The organism is Acinetobacter sp. YH12136, assembly GCF_013418545.1.
Classification (GTDB): Bacteria; Pseudomonadota; Gammaproteobacteria; order Pseudomonadales; family Moraxellaceae; genus Acinetobacter; species Acinetobacter towneri.
On the sequence record NZ_VPBV01000039.1, the window covers coordinates 1 to 20,128 of the forward strand.

Below are 20,128 nucleotides of genomic sequence, written 5' to 3' on the forward strand. Positions count from 1 at the left end.
TGTACACAGTGCACTGGGTTATGTATCGCCTTTTGAGTTTGAAGCAATGTACTATGATAAGATTAACCCGTTAGGTCAGGTGGCCTAACTTAAATAAAAAAGTCTCCGACAAACCCGGTACGGTTCATTTCATAATTTTACCTTCTTTAGATGAGCAATCTAAGATTTTAGATTTGTTAAATCCTTTTTTGATGAATATCGATCAAGCCATTGCCATTAAAGAACAGCAAATTGCTTTACTCAATGAACGTAAGCAAATTGTGATTCAAAAAGCAGTGACGCAAGGTTTAGATCCAAATGTAACGATGAAAGATTCGGGTGTGGAATGGATTGGTCAAATTCCTGAGCATTGGAATACAATTACAAAACTAAAGCACATAGCATCGCTAAAAGGTCGTCAAGGTTGGCAAGGTTTAAAAGCTGATGAATATATTGATGAAGGACCATATGTCGTTAGTAGTGCACATTTTGACGGGCTAGATATTAATTGGGATAAATGCCCACATGTGTCTATAGAGCGTTACAAGATGGATGCACATATTCAACTTAATATTGGTGACATTTTATTGATGAAAGATGGTGCCAAGATGGGGAAAATGGCATACATTTCAAATTTGCCAGATTTAGCTTGCTTAAATAGTCATTTATTACTTATTAGATCTTTAAAGACCCAAGATGAATTTTTCTTTGACTCAAAATATATGCTTTATTTTATGTTGAGTGAAAAATTTCAAGACTATGTACAGGTTAAGGGTACAGGTACTACTTTTATGGGGATATCACAAGAATCAATAGGTAATTTCCCTATAGCATTACCGTCACTTTATGAACAAATTCAAATAGCATCTTTCTTAGATAAAAGAATGTTGGAGTTAGAAAAGGGTAAAGACCTATTGCTAACTCAAATTGAAAAGTTAAAAGAATATAAGACCACACTCATTAATGATGCTGTCACAGGCAAAATTAAAGTGGCATAAAAAATTAAACCTAGCGAACTTCAGTTGGCTAGGTTTTTTAATATTTCGGGGAGAATATGAGCTTATATACAGTAGACACAGCAAAAAAAGTATTAGAACCGTTGAGTATTACGCCACTTAAAGAGCAGAATCTCACAGAGCGTTATGACTTACAAGAATGGTTAGTCAGCCACCCTGAAGCATTGGGCGAAGAACTGCTGATTATCCAAAAAGAATTTGATGGCTTTGATGGCACAGGTGAACGCTTAGACCTATTGGCATTAGACACCAAAGGACAGCTTGTACTGATTGAAAACAAACGAGATGACAGTGGACGTGACGCCGTGTGGCAGGCACTGAAATATGCCTCTTATGTTGCGCCGTTTACCTCAGATGACATCGAAGACGTCTTTGCAAAATATCTGTTTAAAAATAGACCTGAATATCCCGACTTAGAACCGAATGCATTTGATGCAGATCAAGTTAAAAACACCGCAAAAATTCTGATTGAGCGCTTTTTAGAAGAACATCAAGAAATGGGTGTGGCAATCACCACCTTAAACCCAAGGAATAGCCAGCGTATTATCTTGGTGGCAGGCGAGTTTCGTAAGGAAGTGACCAATACCGCATTGTGGTTACTTGACCGTAAGATTGATGTGAAGTGCGTGAAGGTATCGCCTTATAAACTGGACGAACAATTGTTGGTGGATATTCAACAAATTATTCCTGTACCTGAAGCATCAGAATATATGGTACGACTCACTCGAAAGGAAGATGAAGAAACCATAGCTAAAGTAAAACAAGCAGATCATACCGATATACGCTACCAATATTGGGAGCAATTGCTCGCTCATTTTGCTCAAGGCGACAATTCGCTTTATAACAATATTAGTCCTAAGTCTGATCATTGGTTGAGTTCGGCAACTGGTATATCGCAATGTACTTATCATCTTATTTTCTTACAAAAAGCGATACGAGTAGATATTGAGTTTGCTCGGAAGGACGCCGTGGAGAATAAACAGCTCTTTGATTTCTTTTATGAGCGTAAAGAAGAGATTGAGCGAAAATTTGGTCAGCCTTTAGAGTGGCTGAGATTAGATGCTAAGAAATCATCTCGGATTGAGTTTATTTTGAATACCGATGGTCATAATCAGGACTTATGGCAAAGTCATATCGCATGGCATTTGGAACATATACAAAAGCTTGAGCAAGCCTTTAAGCCATATATGAATGAAGCGTATCAAGTGATTAAGTAAGAAAACATAGATCTAAAAATTTAAAATTGAGGGTAGGTTGTGTCAGAATCACAAGCGTTGATTAAAGTAGCAGTGTGCAATGTGGCACAGTTGCTTCGTGGTGGAAATATTCAGGTTCAAGACCAAGCAGATATACAAGGTAAATTGAAGATACCTGAATATCAGCGACCATATATTTGGAATGCAGAACAACTGGATCAACTCATTACTGATATTGAAGAGCATCAGAAAAAATCGAAACGCAGTGCTTACTACTTAGGCAGTATTATCTTACATGCCAAAGATACAGAGTTGAATATTATTGATGGTCAGCAAAGGTTGACCAGTTTAACGTTATTTGGCTACTTGAATGAACAACTGCAAGATGTCACTTTAAGCTATCACTCGAGTGTGAGTGTTGAGCATATCCGACGCAATTTAGCCTATCTACACTCGATTAAAGATAAATGGGAAAAAACTATTGATCTTGAAAAGGTCGTTGTTTCATTGGTGGTTACAACATCAGAAGACGATGCTTATAAATTCTTTGAAACGCAAAATACAGGCGGTGTTCGCTTATCTGGTATCGATATTATTAAGGCATATCATCTTCGTGCGATTAATTCAGAACAACAAAAGAAACACCAAACGTTTTATGCCAAAAAATGGGAAAGCTTGGGGGAGTTTTCTGAGACGGTATGGAGATTATTATTAGGGCGATATTGGAATGTTCTCAACTTCAGAGACATCCCTTACTATAAAAACAAAGTCGCAATTAAAAATGCCATTATTGAAGAATTTTCAAAGAATACCCAAAAAGGTACAGAAGATATTGCTTATAGCCAAATCAGCACAGAGTATAACCCTGTCAATCGCTCCTCACAGATCAGCACGCCCAACAGTTACCATTTCAGACAACCATTAAATGCAGGGATTAATACCATTTCATACTTAGAATACTACAATCAGTTGTATTTAAAGTATTACCAAAACTTGGATGTAGCGTATCTAGCAGAGTATTACCAATTTACAAAGTGGTTAAAACAGCTAAAAGGATGTCATTTTTTAGCAGAGTTATATGCCATTGGCATCATGCTATATGTAAGCAAATTTGGTGAATACAAATTAGATATTTTTGCGAAAAAGTTTTTCCGTGTGGCCTATTCATCAAGAGCAACGAATAAGACTAGAGTACAAGCGGAGAGCGTACCTAAACTGCTCAAAGATAATCAACTATTAGATCATTTGGTGATGGCTTATCGACCCGAAGATTCTTTTAAACATTTAGATAGTTTGAATTTTGTGGTTAGGGAGTATGATCTGGATGAGACTAAAAAGTCCCTCAAAAAAACCTTTATTCAAGAAACTATAAAGCACTTTGAACTGAATTTGAAAAACGAAGAAATACAACAGGGCTTTTTCGAACAGCTAACGCAGAAAATAAAGAATTTGGGGTAAGAAATGAATCAGTGTGTAGATACAGAATTATTGACGCTTCAACGTGTCGTAGAGCAAAAATATCAATTCATTATCCCGAGTTACCAACGCCCTTATGTTTGGACAAGCGATGAAATAAAACGACTATTAGAAGATATTCATTCAGCATATATACTTGAAGAACCTCATTATTATGTGGGAAGCACTCTGACGGCTCGAAGAAACATCGTATTAGGAAATGAAAATGTTGATGTACTCGAGTTGATTGATGGACAACAACGAACGACGACTCTGATGCTATTTTCTCTAGCTTGTATGAGCTTAACAGAAAAAATAACGCATCCAATACTAGGTGTCGCGAGTATTCAAAAACAACCAAGATTACATTTTGAAATTAGAGAAAATGTACAAGCTTTTTTGCAAGAACATTCTGGATTGGCCAAGGTTATGGCAAAGCATGTATTCAATGCCCAAGAAGATGAATATCTTGAAAAAATTGAACAAGGCTTAGTTGTTATTCGTCAGTATTTAGAATCACTGAAAAATCAAGGTGTTTTAATTGGATATCTAGATTATGTTTACCACCATGTGACTTGGGTAAACAACATCGTCCCTACTGATACAGATTTGAATAAGATATTTACCAGTATGAATACAGCAGGTGTTCAGTTAGAGCCTGTAGACTTGGTAAAAGCAAAAATCTTTAAAAAGATAAATACAGATAAAGTCCTTTATAGTGAAATATGGGATATCTGCCAAAATATGAATCAATATTTTGAACGATTACTCAAAGGGAAAGTCAGCATAGAAAGTTGGCGAAAATTGAGCTTTGCTGATTTAGTTAAATATCAGCCATCAAAAATGGCTTTCCTCTGCTTGCGAATTTCATCTGAAGTAGAACAGCTAGATCTTTCAATTTCTAAGATATTTGATGATTTTAAATCAGACATCAATAATGAAAATATCAGCTTTCAAAAAGAGATTCAGCCGGTAGTAAAAAGCTTAGGAAATGAAGAAATTAATTATACTTTTCGTTCTTTTTTAAGTTTTGACTTATTGCTGATTCATGCCTTAAGAATTTATAAAATTCAAGCAAACTTAGGTACAGATATTCAGCAACGAATGACAGGTGCAAAACTTCAAGAAATCTTTGATGATTTTTTAGAAGAAGCAGATGAAGTTCATATTAAGGCATTTATACAGACCTTATGGCAAGTTCGTTATTTGTTTGATCGCTTTGCGGTAAGATGGATAGAAGATGAAGAGAGTCGATCAGAGGAGCTAGTATTAACCTATATATCAGCACTTGATAAAAATGACTCCTATCCAAGATCAAAACAGGAGTATTCGGCACTACAGCAATTGCAAAGCGTTTGTATTTTCACAACTGACCGTAATGCACATTATTGGCTGACGCCATATTTAATGGAACTAGTAAAAGTCTTTGAACAGCGTGGTGAAAAGGCTTGTGATGAGGAAGCATTGAGCATTCTTGAGAAAATTGACAATACACTTTCTTTAACAACGCAGACTCAGAAACAAGCAAGTTATTTGTTGGCCCAAGGGGTAGAAGTTGCAAAGGACTCTTTTGATAATATCCAAGCAAATTTAAATACTCCTCAAGGCACTGGATTTAAACATTATTGGTTTCAGAAACTTGAATACACATTATGGAAAGCGATCAAGTTCGATAATTTGATGCAATGTCGTGATCAAAAACAGTTTAAAGGCTATCGTATTAGCTCCAAGAATTCGATTGAACATATACATCCACAGAATGAAAAATATAGCTTAGGGTTAGACGACCAATATTTGCATGCTTTTGGCAATTTGGCATTGCTTAGCCCGAGTCAGAATTCAGAATATAGCAATAAACCTATTCGTGTCAAAAGAGCAGATTTCTATGAGAAGCCTATTTATGATTCATTGAAATTAAAGAACTTATTTGACCGTTTAGACAGCGAGAGTAAAGAGCTAGATATCCATACGATTATTGAACATCAGCAAGATATGCTGAATATATTGGAACAACATTATAAGGGTGAGGGTATGACATGGTCAGTTTAACTAACGAACGTGCTTTGGAAATGGCAATTGAAAAAGCGCTGACTGGAACATGCCTCGAAAATGTTAAAGCAGGTTTAACCGATATTTCTCTACCTCATCATGGCTTTGTATCGGGTTCACCTGCAAATTTTGACATGTTGTATGCCTTAGATACCCAATATTTCTGGCAGTTCTTAGAACAAACACAAGCTGATGAACTGGCAAAGATTCAAAAATTTAATCCACACGATTGGCAACGAAAAATCTACGAACGCTTTGATCGAATGATCCGAAAGCATGGGGTGGTTCATCTACTTAAAAAAGGTCTCGCCGTAGATCAAGCGCATTTTCAGTTGATGTACCCAGCGCCGTTGGCAAGTAGTTCTCAGAAGATTAAAGACCGATTCAAGCAGAACATTTTCAGTGTGACTCGCCAATTACGTTACTCAAAAGCCAATCCATTACAAGAAATTGACATGGTGGTATTTGTAAATGGTATTCCGATTATTACCTTTGAACTAAAGAATGAGTGGACAGGGCAAAATGCTCGTCATCATGGGCAGAAGCAATATAAACAAGATCGTGATATCACACAGCCCTTATTGAGCTTTGCTCGTTGTATTGTACATATGGCTGTCGATACCGATGAAGTCTATATGACCACGAAATTGGCTGGGGCGAACACCTTCTTCTTACCGTTTAACAAGGGACATAATGCAGGTGCAGGAAATCCGCCAAATGCAGAGGGGCATAAAACAGCATATCTTTGGAAGGAGCTACTTTCTAAAGAAAGTCTGGCGAATATTATTCAGCACTTCGTACGACTAGATGGTGATGAGAAAACCTTATTAGATAAAAGGAATCTGTATTTCCCACGTTATCATCAACTCAGTGTAGTACGCCGTCTTATTCATGATGTTTCAACACGTGGCGTAGGGCAGACATATCTTATTCAACATTCCGCAGGTTCAGGTAAGTCAAACTCGATTACATGGGCAGCATTTCAGTTGATTGAAGCCTACCCAGTAGAAAAAGACATTGCAGGAAGCCGAGGGCTAGAACATCCCTTATTTGATTCAGTAATTGTGGTGACGGATCGCCGTATTCTGGATAAACAGCTTAAAGAGAACATCAAGGAATTCTCAGAAGTTAAGAATATTATGGCACATGCCCATAAGTCTTCAGAGCTGAAATCTGCTTTAGAAAATGGCAAAAAGATTATTATTACTACGATTCAAAAATTCCCTTTTATTATTGATGGAATTGCAGACTTAAGTGAAAAGCGTTTTGCTGTGATCATTGATGAGGCGCATAGCTCTCAATCGGGTGTGGCACATGACAAAATGAATGAAGTCATGGGTAAAGCCAATGAAGACAGTGATGGTGTAGATGCTCAAGATAAAATCTTAAGTGCGATGTTGGCACGTAAGATGAAAGGCAATGCATCCTATTTTGCTTTTACTGCAACGCCAAAAGACACGACTTTAGAAAAGTTTGGTGAAAAGCAAGCAGATGGTTCCTTTAAACCTTTTGATCTGTATTCGATGAAACAGGCAATCGAAGAAGGGTTTATTTTAGATGTCTTGTCAAATTACACGACATATAAGAGCTTCTATGAAATTGAGAAGTCTATTCTAGACAATCCGTTATTCGATACTAAAAAAGCGCAGAAAACCTTACGAAGCTATGTGGAGAAAACACAGCAGACCATTGATATCAAAGCTGAAGTAATGTTGGATCATTTCATTCAACATGTTGTAAATACCAAGAAGTTAAAAGGTAAAGCCAAAGGGATGATAGTGACTCAAAATATTGAGTCTGCAATCAGATATTACAAAGCGATTGATCGTTTGCTCGAGCAAGCAGGGTATCCATTTAAAGCCATTATTGCATTCTCTGGTGAGAAGAAAGTAGATGGTATTGAATATACAGAAGCAATTCTCAATGGGTTCTCTGACAACGATACCAAAGATATGTTTGATCGTGGTTATGTGGGGGAGAAGAAGCCTGTAGGCGTGAATGAAGATCAGTATCGATTGCTTATTGTTGCGAACAAATACCTGACTGGTTTTGATCAGCCTAAGCTATGTACGATGTACGTTGATAAAAAGTTGGCCGATGTACTATGCGTACAAGCGCTGTCTCGCTTAAATCGTTCTGCACCTAAATTAGGTAAGAGAACTGAAGATCTCTTTGTGCTCGATTTCTTCAATGAAATAGAAGATATCAAACAATCATTTGATCGTTTCTACACTTCGACCACATTGTCACAAGCGACAGATATTAATGTACTCAACGAACTAAAAGATGAGTTGGATACTGTTGGAGTATATGAATCTACTGAAGTGGAAGATTTCGCTACGAAGTATTTCGATTCAGTCGATGCAGAAAAATTAAGCCCGATGATTGATATCGCCGTGGCACGTTTTGATGCTGAATTAGAACTCACTCCTGAAGATAAAGCTGATTTCAAGATCAAGGCAAAGCAATTCGTGAAGATTTATGGACAGATGGCTTCAATTTTGCCATATGAAGTTCCAGCTTGGGAAAAGTTGTATTGGTTCTTAAAGTTCTTGATTCCTAAACTCAAAATTGAAGATCCAGAAGCAGATGCTTTAGACGAGTTGTTAAATTCAGTTGATTTAAACTCCTATGGTTTACAGCGTAAAAAACTAAATGAGCAAATTGAGTTGGATGCTGAAGAGACAGTTCTAGATCCTACAAATTCGAATCCTCGTGGTGCTCATGGCGGTGAAACTGAAGAAGATCCATTAGATGAAATTATTAAAACATTTAATGAACGCTGGTTTGGAGGTTGGGCTGCAACGCCTGAAGAGCAAAAAGTAAAATTTGTGAATATCTTAAAACAGATAAAAGAACATGCTGATTTCGAAAGTAAGTACTTAAATAATCCAGATCCGCATACCAAAGATTTGGCTTTTGACAAGATTATGAATGAAGTGATGTTACGTCAAAGAAAGATCGATATGGATATGTATAAGCATTATTCAAAAGATACTGCATTTAGAATGTCATGGAAATATAGTTTGCAACAGGGTGTTATGAGGTAATTCTTAAAATATGGGTTAAATAATGAAAATTAACCCATCTAAGCGACAATTTATGACGCCTTTAGGTTTATATAGGTCATTGAATAGATTATATTATTTAATTTGAAGTAGGGAATAATAATGGGGGCATTATGGAGTTGTTAGCATCTGATATATTAGGGGAGCAATTGAGTGCTAGACATATTCTTAAGCGAATTTTTGAGTCGCGTAAACTTACTGAGCCAACAAGTCATCCCCTGTATAGCTATCATATTACCCTAGAAGAATATCAAGACCTAAAGCGTACGCTGAGATATAGCCAACAAGATCAAAAAAGCCATAAACCTGGTCGTGAATGGTGTGCAGTTTTTACACTATTTGTTTCGGAATGGTTTCGTCGAGAGTATAAAAGTGGGTGGAGTTGGGGGCCTGTATATGATGCACTGGGCTTTCAACCTTTGGATGATATTCGCTATGTGGTTCAGCAAGGCTTAGAATGTTTTTGGAAACGTCCAATCCTTAAATTTGAAGGTTCAAATCATACCAATTATTTAGGTTCTGCATTTAAAGAGGGTGGATTCCCTTCAAACCTTTTAATGGAGAAAGGTAATCATTATCAGACTGTATTTAAAAGAATTGTGGCGCAGTTTAGTCACTACAGACATTATAACCCAGAAATAAATGACCAATTGATTCAAGCGTATACTCAATATCTGCCTCAAGCATTCAAGGAACATGAAACACGAGTGCTTATTTCAGATATGGCAGAACATCTGGTTCATTTAGTTGAAACGCATGAATTAGACAATACCGATAATCCAGCAGCTTATTTATCCGTAAATTTCCCCAAGTGGAGGGAGGCATTTCCTCTACCATTAGAAAGTAGTGTTGCGGAACAGTTTTTAAATCAGTTGCTCGTTACCTCTAGTACTGAATTGAAGCAAATGAAAACAAAACAGGATGCTTTATCCTGTACGAGTTTCTTTAACCGTAATTCTAATCAAATATTAACTGAAGTTTTCCTGCCCAACTCACTAGAAATTACTTTGGAGGATGTTAAAGGAATTCCTCCTCGTGTAGAAATTGTGTTGTATGAAGCACATGAACCGTTAGCTAAACTTGGCACAGCAACGTTTATGGCAAGGCCTGAGGCTAATAAGCCAGTGAATATACGTATAGGTGCACAAACGCGCATTATTACGAGAAAGAATTATCAACATGGATTGATTTTGTCGCTACAAAATAAAGATCAGATTCTTTATCAAAAAGAATTACCTCAAACTTGTTTAGAAATCGGTAGTGTTCCTGTTGCATTTGCACAGGATGAAGGAGAGCTTTGTCCATTTATTGGGCAGGCTTCATTCAAAACAGCAGAATCGGAAATTATTTTACTCTTACCGCCATCATATCAATTTACTTCTCAGGACTGTGTCACTGGGCATTTGTCGAATGCTTTTGGCCAGCATGTTTACAAGGTAAAAGGTGATATTGAAATTATTGGTGATAATCAAGAGCAATATCAGATTCAATGCTCTAAATATCACGAAAAATCAGAACTTGTAGATCTTTTTGGTACGAAGTTTACTTGGCCTACGGTACCTGCGTTGGCTTTTTTAGGAAGACCTAAGGCACGTTATACAGAAACTGGTTTGCAGTCAAAAAATGATAGTTTAGCTATTTATGCAGAACAAAAGCTTTTAACTCATCATGTAGGTTCTAGTGGATATGGTGTAAAGACTTTAACTATTAAAAATACCGCACAAAATGTGGTATTGCGACGTAAGGTTGTAATTTTTCCTGAAGACCTAAAAATTGAATTGTTGGCAGGAGATACCCCTAATGAAGCAGATATTCGTCTTCTAACCAAAAGTAATATCATTTGTTTAGAAATCACTGCTGATCATCAAGCAGTGAGCTTTAAGGCGCGTAAACTGAATGATGATATACATGGGCAATATGGTTATGAATATCATCTAAAATGCAATGAGCATCCACCTGAAAATATCAAACTTAATTTGATGCTGAATTTGGGAGATCAAGTAGATTTATTACTACCATTTCCGTCACATGGTGCAACGCTCTATAACGGGAATCACCAGCCGATTAAACAAAAAATATTAACTGTAGATGATTTGCTCGGTTCAAGATTATGTCTATATGCACCAGAAAATAAGCCGACCAATTTTCGGATGACAATCAGGCTAAAAAGTAGTCATATCCGTGATATTGATGCCCCTTACTACAACTGGAAGTTTTTGGTGAGTGGAAAACCACATCAAGAATCACTTATTCATTATCGAGCTGAAATAGAAGAATTATTGGCATTAACAAAAGATTTAGATGCACGGATTATTCTCGAAGTCACTGGTGGGAAACAAGCTTTAAATTATCAGATTAAACATTATCAAACCGAGTTTGAAATAGATGAACAAGGTCATTATTTTTTAAGTGGTTTGAATCTTTCAGGTTCACAAGTGGTTGATCCAGTCATCATGGTTTTAAACCAACCTGAACAGGCCGTTTTACCACTCGAACCAGTTACAACTGAAGGAGTTGAAACAGGTAAGTATAAATTACCAAGATTGAGTAATGTGGGTCCATGTTTAATTATTCCTAGAGATGAAAGATCGATTAAATTTAGACCGAAATTCATAGCGCAGCAGATAAGTGAAGATTCATTATCTTTTGAATCTGCGGATACGCTACATACTGCCGTACGTGATTATCATCCAACATTTAACCCAAATAGTATTGTAGATTTCTTAGAACTTATGGCGAGTGATTTGCAAAACTCTGGATGGCTGTATCTTTACCACTTATATTCGAAGTACAACCATTTACCGTTGGTCACATTTCAAGTGTGGAAGGATTTGGTAAGAAATCCATCATGTTTGGCACTGGCGATATGGTTACTTGATTTTGAACATGATATTTATCAACGCTTCGAACGAGAATTCGATTTAGTATGGGAATTAATCCCCGCTAAAGCTTGGAAAAATGCAATCTCTAAAACTTTTGAACTTTATGTGAGTCAAGGTATCCCTGAGGCAATTGTTAAAAAAACGCTGAAAGTGAGATATGCAAAGTTATCTCAAGACATTTCAACGCTAAATCAAAGTTTAGAAGCTTATTATTTTGATGAGCCAGTTCTAAATGGATTAACGCAGAATCAGTTGAATAATATTGTTAACGGTCATTATCTTCAGAATTTATTGAGATACCAGCCTGAAGGCGAATTGTGGCCAATGTGGTTCCAGCAACAACTCACAGCGTGGTTTGAAAAAGATAATCTAAATCTTCCATTAAAACCTATGGTCAGTTTGCCACAGCATGCATCAGTTATTCTTTTGCCAATTTATCTTGCGCTAAAAAATGTAGGTCTAACCAGTTTTGTGCTTGAAGATAAATCAAATAGTTTAACTCATCATAAGATTCGTCAGATCCGTGATTTTGACCAGTCTTGGTTTAACTCAATTTTTGAAATAACAACATCTTATTTATTAAATTTAAAGGCTCACTAATATGCAACCTTATTATTCCGATTTATTAGAGCAAGCATGTCAGCGTACAAAAGAATCAACGTTAAGCGTATTAGGGATCAACGATCCTGAGTTAAGAGAACACCTTGCTGAACAAATGTCCCAGCTTCCGGGAAGCAAATTTTCATTTTTAGCTCCACCTGTTTTTGAGCATACTTTTGCTTGGAAACAATCACCGGTGACGATGTCAGAGTTGAGTGGAAAATTATTAGCGAAGTCAGTTGTAAGTGCTTTGGATTCGCAGAGTAATGGTCGCTATCGCTTTGGGGCAGAATTTAAGCCTTTTGAACATCAACTAAAAAGTTGGAAAAACTTATTAGCGGATAAAAAATCAATTGTTGTCACATCTGGTACAGGTTCAGGTAAAACAGAATGTTTTATGGTACCAATTCTGAATGATTTATTTGAATTAAGCGAAAATATCAATGCGCCGTTGGAAGGTGTGCATGCTCTATTCTTATATCCGCTTAATGCGTTGATTAATTCTCAGGAGGAGCGCTTAAGTGCTTGGACTCAGCACTTCGGTGGGAAGTTACGATACTGTTTGTATAACGGTAATACACCTGAATCAGAGAGTTCAAAAAGAACATTGCAAAAGGAGCGTCCTTATCAAGTCTTAACACGAGAATTGATGAGGAAAAGCCCTGCACCAATTTTGGTGACCAACGGGACGATGTTGGAATATATCATGGTGCGTCAAATTGATGCACCGATTATTGAAAAATCTAGAGCAAAGAAAAGCCTGCGTTGGATTGTTTTAGATGAAGCTCATAGCTATGTTGGATCACAGGCAGCAGAGCTTGCCTTGCAGTTACGACGTGTTTTAGAGGCCTTTGGTGTTGAGGCCAAAGATGTAAGATTTGTCGCAACTTCTGCAACCATTGCTGACAGTAATGCAGAACAACAATTAAAGACCTATTTATCTCAGTTGGCTGGTATTGAGGAAAGTCAAATCGAAGTGATAGGTGGCCGGCGTGCAGTCCCACAATTAAAACTTGAAACGAATCACAATAAACTCAGTTTAAAAGAATTATCTGAAATTGAGAGTGATTTAGAAGTTAGTGCTAAACGTTTTGAAGCATTAGAATCGAATCAAACAGCACGAGCAATTCGGGAAATCATTGTTCAACAAGGTACAGAAAGTTATAAGCCATTAACATCTCTGGAAATTAAAGAAAAATTAAATGCGGACTATGCTATTTCAGTGGATCAAGTCGAAATTATTGCTTGGATTGACTTACTAACAAATACAAAAGCGCAAGAAAAAGAAGAGGCTTTCCTAAAAGTACGAGCTCACTTCTTGCAAAGAATTACGCATGGCTTGTGGAGTTGTATTAATCCTCATTGTGATCAAAAAGAGGGTACAGCATTAAAAAAATGGCCATACGGTAATGTATATGCGACGTGTGAACAAAAGTGTAAATGTGAATCACCAGTCTTGGAGCTGACATTTTGTAAAGAATGTAATTCACCACATTTATTAGGGCAACTCGTTGACGCTAATGATGGTATTCGTCAGCTTAAACAAGTTGGGGAAGTCAAAATTGATGAGTTTTCGCTGCTAACTGAAGAAGATGAAATTGAAGAAGCCGACATTAATAATAGCTCGAACAAGTTAATAGATTACAATCAATCAATATTGCTAAGTGTAAATGATAACGGGGAGATGCTGAATCTAGATCGTGGAGGCTTTGAAAAATATCCAGGGGAAGAGGAATTCAATCTTTTTGCGACATCAAATAAATGCCACTACTGTGAGCTAGAGACGCAAGAAGGTTATTTGCCTGTAAATAGAAGCATTCTTGGTGCACCTTTTTATGTTACTAAAGCAATCCCGACTATTTTAGAATTTTGTCCTGATATTACGATTAAAGAGTTAGAAGAAAATGGTGTTACGAACATTTCACCTCAAAGCTTACCTTCATTTGGACGTCGTTTAATTACATTTACGGATAGTCGCCAAGGCACCGCAAGAATGTCCGTACAGATGCAACAGGAGGCACAGCGTTCACGATTAAGGGGTGCTGTGGTGGAAATGTTAAAAAAAATACCTGATCTATCGGGTGGGGAGATGTCTCGAGAGGAAATTGAGGAGCAAATTGAACAAATAAAACATGATCCAAAGATGAAGATGTTTCTGACATTGCTTCAACAGGAACTATTGAAATTAGACACCTCAGACGAAAGTTCGATTTCATGGAAAGAGATGATCGAGAAGCTTACAGCTTTATCCGATTTTAACTTTTCAATACTGAACGCAATGAAGTATTACTCTCCGGAAGTTTTTGGAGATCAAACTGAAGGACCACATAGATTGATCTCAATGTTATTGTTGAGTGAATTTAGTCGACGTCCACGTAATCGAAATAGTACTGAAACGTTGGGGTTGGTAAAAGTTGGTTATAGTGGATTAGAAAAAGTTACAAGTGTTCCTTTATATTGGGAATCAAAAGGCCTTAACTTACAAGATTGGAAGGACTTTTTAAAAGTCGTTCTAGATTTCTATGTGCGAGAGTATTACTACATTCATATAGATAGAAGTATTTCAAATTGGATGGGGAGGAAAATTGTTACTAAACGATTGTTTGGACCCGATTCAAAATTTACAGAAGATAAATTTAGTAAACAATGGCCTTTGGCATCTAAGCGAAAGAATAATCGTTTGGTGAAGTTATTAGCTTTAGGCGCACAATTAGATTTAAATGCTCCAATAGATATAGATATCGCCGATGAATGGTTAAAATGTGCTTGGAAAGTTTTAACTCAAGATACGGCTATTTTAGAAAATGATAATGGTCAATTTTTCATTAGACCACAAAAGTTCAAATTTTCTTTGAATGAGCAAGCGTTCATTTGCCCAGTTACACATAGATTAATGGATACTACATTCAAAGATATTACCCCATATCTACCGATGGGTATTCCAAAAAGTAAAGAGGCTTTCATTTGTCAAAAGATTAAAATGCCGAATTTGAAAGTGTTTAGTTCCAATAAAGACCATCATGACAACGTTCAATACATCCGTGACTTAATTACTAATGATGAGACAATTAAGGAGCTACGCTCTTTAAATTTGTGGAATGATCTTTGTGATCGAATTGTTGAAGGTGGTATGTACTATCGAGTTGCAGAACATTCAGCACAGCAAGCAAGTGACCGATTACAAGACTACGAAAAGCGATTTAAAACAGGTGAAGTTAATGTAATGAACTGTTCAACCACCATGGAAATGGGGGTTGATATCGGCGGTATTTCAGCAGTGGTGATGAATAACGTACCACCGCATCCTGCAAATTATCTACAACGTGCGGGTCGTGCGGGTCGTAGTAAAGAATCAAGAGCACTTTCTTACACAATCTGTAAGTCGAATCCACATGATCAACAAGTATTTCATAACCCTAAATGGGCTTTTGAAACTAGTATCCCTGCACCTTATGTCGCTTTAAACTCCAAGAGATTGATCCAAAGGCATGTCAATTCCATGTATCTCTCATTCTTTTTAAAAAATGAGATTGGAAATACAGATGCTGAAAAAACTAAATTAAATTTGAAGTGGTTTTATTTAGCAAATGGTGACGAAGATATTTCTGTTTGCAATCGATTCATTAATTGGTTAAAAGCCAATATTTATACATATTCTTATACGCTAGAAAAATTAATTAAAGGTACTGATTTGTCTTTTGATTCGATTGAAAGCATTTTAGGTAACACTGTCCAAAAAATATCTGAAATGCGTGATCAATGGTTAAAGGAATACAAGCGTCTTGAAATACAGATAAGTGAAGCAGTGAAAGGTAGTGCTTACGCTTATAGATTAAATATTGAAATGCGTAGACTCTGTGATGAATATTTATTAAGAGAACTTGCTGCTAAATGCTTTCTACCAGGGTATGGCTTCCCAACTGATATTGCATCATTTGAAACGACCAATGTCATTGACTACATACGTCAAAAGCAAGATAGAGATGCTGAAAAGCAACGAAAGTCTAGAGAAGATAATGTGTCTTTATTACGTGATATGCCAAGTCGAAATTTAGCTGTCGCTATTCGAGAATATGCGCCGGGTTCAGAAATTGTATTGGACGGAAGGGTTTTTAAATCCAAAGGGATATCATTAGCTTGGCATAATATTCATAGTTCTGATGCAAAAGAAGCACAGAAATTTGATTTGGCATGGCGCTGTGTACATTGCGGTCAAAATGGATTTAATACAGATAGTGCAGTCGATATTAATAATGTTTACTGTGATAATCCAAGTTGCGGTGAAAAAATTCGCATAAATGAGCAACGTAAAGTTCTGCAGCCAACTGGTTTCGTTCATGATTTTTATGAAGAACCTAGTAACGATGTAACAACACAAACCTTCATACCTGTCCAAACCCCTTGGATTGCTGGTAAGGGGGCAAGATTAAGTTTGCCGAATAGTGCCTTAGGATTTATGGTTGCCGATACATCGGGGCATGTATTTAATTATAGTTCAGGTTTATATGGGCATGGTTATGCTGTGTGCCTTGAATGTGGTCGAGCAGAATCCCAAAAGGAAAAGGAAAAATTTCCATTGTCTCTTTCACCAGAGCAGAAACATTATCCATTAAAACCATCTAAACATGATCGAGAAAATGGGCAAAGAAAGTTCTGTGAAGGCAGTGAGCGTTTAATCAAAGATTTACATCTAGGTAGCTATATGACTACAGATATCTTTGAATTGGTGTTACATCACCCTGAACGTAATGAATATCTTACAGATAGTAAAGAAAATGAAAGTATAGCATTTACTTTGGCTGTGGCTTTCAGAAAAGCATTAGCGAAAAAGTTAGGTATATCAGCTAATGAATTGGGATATGGTAAGCGTCCAATATTATTAGATGGTAATCATCAGATTACAGCTATTCAGGTGTATGACGTCATTAGTGGTGGAGCAGGATTTGCGAGTTCAGCCCCTCGTCACATTGAGTCGTTATTATCTAGTATGGTCGATGAGCTTGAATGTCCGAAATATTGTGAGTCTGTTTGTGCTCATTGTCTTTTGGATTCACAGTCACGACATCATTACAGTTTGTTAAATCGTCATGATGCTAAAAAGTGGTTAGGTGCAAACTATAAAAACTTTATTTCTACTGAAGAATTGTCATTCTTCTCTGGTGCACAATATTGGCCATATAGCTTGAAAGAATGCATTGAACACCATGTATCATTAGGTGCTAAGAAACTAATTTTGAATTGGGGTGAAGAATCTGATAGTTGGGAGTTGTTATCTCCTAGTGTTAAAAAAACAATTGCTAGATGGGCAGAGGATACAAGTTTAGAAATCGATATTTCTGTACCACAAACTATCATAGATTCTAAAGCATATTTGGCTGAGCTGAAATTTTTACAAACACACTTTAATGTACAATTTGTTGAAGGTGACAATATTCATCAATCTATTGTGGCACAACTATATTTGACAGATCGTATTGTTACAGTTGTTAGTCCTGATATGAATAGTCGTATACCAAATGAAGAGTGGTTGAATACAAATGCCATAGTTGGAGTTAGTGAAACTTATAAGTTACTGAGTGAGAAAGTCATAACATTACCAACTTTAGTGGAAAAAAATCAAAGCTCGATTGTGGGATTAGATCTTCTTGATCAATTGAATGTTGATTTATGTAGCTTTGGTCGTAAGTTCTGGAATTTGGTTGCTGAAAGTACTAGTGAGTTCGGAGAAATTTGCCAGAATGAAACTATAAAAAGTATTGAGTATTCAGATCGTTATATCAAGTCAGCTAGCAATATGTTGTTAATTGTTAGTTGGTTAAAGGGGCTTGAGGATCAAGTTGGAAATATTGGTCAGTTGAAGATTAAGACAGTTATTTCTGATGATGAGACAAAAGATTTACCAACGATCCTTCATCATGATTACCATAGTGTGAAACAATTTGAGAAGGTTTTTGAAAAACTATTAACTGATAATTTAGATATATCCCAAAAAGAAATAGATTTAATGACCTATGATAATGGTAAGGCTCTGTATCACAAGCGAAATTTAACTATAACTTTTGAGTCGGGGACTATATTTGATATTCAGCTCGATCAGGGGCTTGGCTATTGGAGATTATTTGAGAGTCATAAATTGTCACAACGAAATGTCTATTTTAATGCCCAAAAGGACTTTATAAGTGTTGCGAATGGACTTACAGATTTACAGAAGTTTTTAGTTGTTAAAAATGGTGAGCAGAATCCAACGAACATTTATGTCAAAAAGAGAGAAGGTGATTTAGTTGTAGCTGTTTCAATATAATAATGTGTGAAAAGTTTACGATTAAAAATACAAGTGATGGTTTATTACTTTAGATTGGCTATTCAAATTGAATAGCATTTCCATAGATGTGAAATAAATAATTTCAATTAACTGTGTCGTATATACAGAAAATGAGAGGGAAAATGAGACCAATTGGCCTACACCGTAAATCTAAAGATTACTTAGATACATTAAATATTGACCCTTATGCATTTGAAGAGCGATTCATATACCTCGAATCATTAATAAAAGCGAATCTTGCATTTAAGACGAAACTTGAAAACTTTAAACAACTTATTGATTGTTTAAGCGCAGATCGATGCTTTGCCTTATGGATTGGGGAAACAGAAGATTTAATCATACAATCTGAAGCGTGTTTGCAAAAATTTGCACATGATGAAATCATAGAACGACAATTTGTGGAAGAACATGTTGCTTTGGCAGATCGAATATTCGAGTTAGCCAAAGCACGGGTTTATGAAGGACATTGGGAATATGGGGTTTCAAGAGCTGTAGATCGGCAATTTGATGATCTTACCGAATTATGTAGACGTATCTGGTCAAAAGAAAATAAAGCTTGGGTTAAATTGGCTAAGGAATGGAAAAGTTGTAACTCAAGGGTAATATGATTTGGCTAGCGATCAAAACAATTGCCCATTTCATTATTCTGATGACTGCCGCTGCTTAATTATGTGTAATTAATTTACCCTTTAATTAGCTTATAGATCATCGTTCACAAATAATAGACCTTGTATCTTGGAGGTTGTAGTGATTAGCTTCCACTATATGCAAATTGTAGAGTTTGTAATAGACCTAAGACTTTTAGTCTGTGCAAGAGATAAAACTGAACCGTACCGGGTTTGTCGGAGACTTTTTTATTTAAGTTAGGCCACCTGACCTAACGGGTTAATCTTATTGAACCGTACCGGGATTGTCGGAGACTTTTTATTTAAGTTAGGCCACTGACCTAACGGGTTAATCTTATCATAGTACATTGCTTCAAAATCAGAAGAAGGCTATTAAGTTCTCTTCTTTATGGGATTGTAGACTGGCATAAAAAGCAACTTGAATTGAGTTGGTTTTCTCAATCAATATATGAACTAAAGATTACAGTAGTAATCTTTAGTTTATTAAATAGACATCTTGCATAAATCAAAAAACGACCAACTTGGTGATTATATTTCGTACCGATCTATAAGCTGTATTCGGTTATCCTTGTTGCATGAACTACTCAAAAGTAAAAACACTGCCAAGCCAGCAGTTTAAACGACTTTTCGGAATACACCCCTCAACTTTTGCAGAAATGCTTGAAGTATTGAGAGCCGCTCAAAATGATAGTCGACGAGGAAGACCCTCAATACTTTCGCTTGAAGATCAGCTGTTGATGACCTTAAGCTATTGGCGTGAATATCGCACACTTTTCCATGTTGCGATGGTAATCCTCCCATAAATAAGCGAAGTTAAAAGTAGAGGTTAAGCAGCCATTAGAGGTGGCTTTCCTTTGTTAGCTTGATGTGGTCTTTCATGGTTGTAATGCCACAACCAGTTTGTTGCATAATCTTGTACTTCATCCAAAGTATCA

At 36.5% G+C, this 20,128-nt stretch carries 10 protein-coding genes; 9 read left to right on the forward strand and 1 reads right to left on the reverse strand.

Translation table 11 applies throughout. The annotated features are described in order from the left end of the window. Window positions 1-173: 173 nt before the first annotated feature. The 9 genes from FTU71_RS13410 (at window position 174) to FTU71_RS14720 (ending at window position 19,996) form a co-directional block, all read left to right on the forward strand. Window positions 174-977 carry a restriction endonuclease subunit S gene (locus tag FTU71_RS13410; protein ID WP_180112081.1) on the forward strand — a complete coding sequence of 268 codons (804 nt, stop codon included), beginning with the start codon at window positions 174-176 and terminating at the stop codon, window positions 975-977. A 56-nt stretch (window positions 978-1,033) separates the two neighbouring features. Beyond that, window positions 1,034-2,212 carry a DUF4268 domain-containing protein gene (locus FTU71_RS13415; protein ID WP_178962594.1) on the forward strand — a complete coding sequence of 393 codons (1,179 nt, stop codon included), beginning with the start codon at window positions 1,034-1,036 and terminating at the stop codon, window positions 2,210-2,212. A gap of 39 nt (window positions 2,213-2,251) precedes the next feature. Then, window positions 2,252-3,649: a DUF262 domain-containing protein gene (locus FTU71_RS13420; protein ID WP_180112082.1), complete on the forward strand. Its 1,398-nt coding sequence runs from the start codon at window positions 2,252-2,254 to the stop codon at window positions 3,647-3,649. 3 nt (window positions 3,650-3,652) lie between these two features. Further along, entirely contained in the window at window positions 3,653-5,695 is a 2,043-nt protein-coding gene (locus FTU71_RS13425; protein ID WP_180112083.1) for a DUF262 domain-containing protein, read from the forward strand. Further along, the gene (locus FTU71_RS13430) at window positions 5,683-8,745 is read left to right on the forward strand and encodes a type I restriction endonuclease subunit R (protein ID WP_180112084.1); all 3,063 of its coding nucleotides are present in this window, start codon (window positions 5,683-5,685) and stop codon (window positions 8,743-8,745) included. The genes FTU71_RS13425 and FTU71_RS13430 overlap by 13 nt, the downstream gene beginning before the upstream one ends. Before the next feature lie 131 nt (window positions 8,746-8,876). Beyond that, window positions 8,877-12,245: an STY4851/ECs_5259 family protein gene (locus FTU71_RS13435; RefSeq protein ID WP_180112085.1), complete on the forward strand. Its 3,369-nt coding sequence runs from the start codon at window positions 8,877-8,879 to the stop codon at window positions 12,243-12,245. 1 nt (window position 12,246) lies between these two features. After that, complete coding sequence (locus FTU71_RS13440) at window positions 12,247-18,546, forward strand: DEAD/DEAH box helicase (protein ID WP_180112086.1); 6,300 nt, start codon at window positions 12,247-12,249, stop codon at window positions 18,544-18,546. A gap of 143 nt (window positions 18,547-18,689) precedes the next feature. Continuing rightward, complete coding sequence (locus FTU71_RS13445) at window positions 18,690-19,175, forward strand: hypothetical protein (RefSeq protein WP_180112087.1); 486 nt, start codon at window positions 18,690-18,692, stop codon at window positions 19,173-19,175. Between the two features lie 674 nt (window positions 19,176-19,849). After that, window positions 19,850-19,996: a transposase family protein gene (locus FTU71_RS14720; protein WP_366143621.1), complete on the forward strand. Its 147-nt coding sequence runs from the start codon at window positions 19,850-19,852 to the stop codon at window positions 19,994-19,996. 23 nt (window positions 19,997-20,019) lie between these two features. Here the strand turns inward: FTU71_RS14720 and FTU71_RS13455 are convergent. Beyond that, window positions 20,020-20,128: integrase core domain-containing protein (locus FTU71_RS13455; protein WP_136695130.1), on the reverse strand; the 109-nt coding region annotated here is incomplete at its 5' end.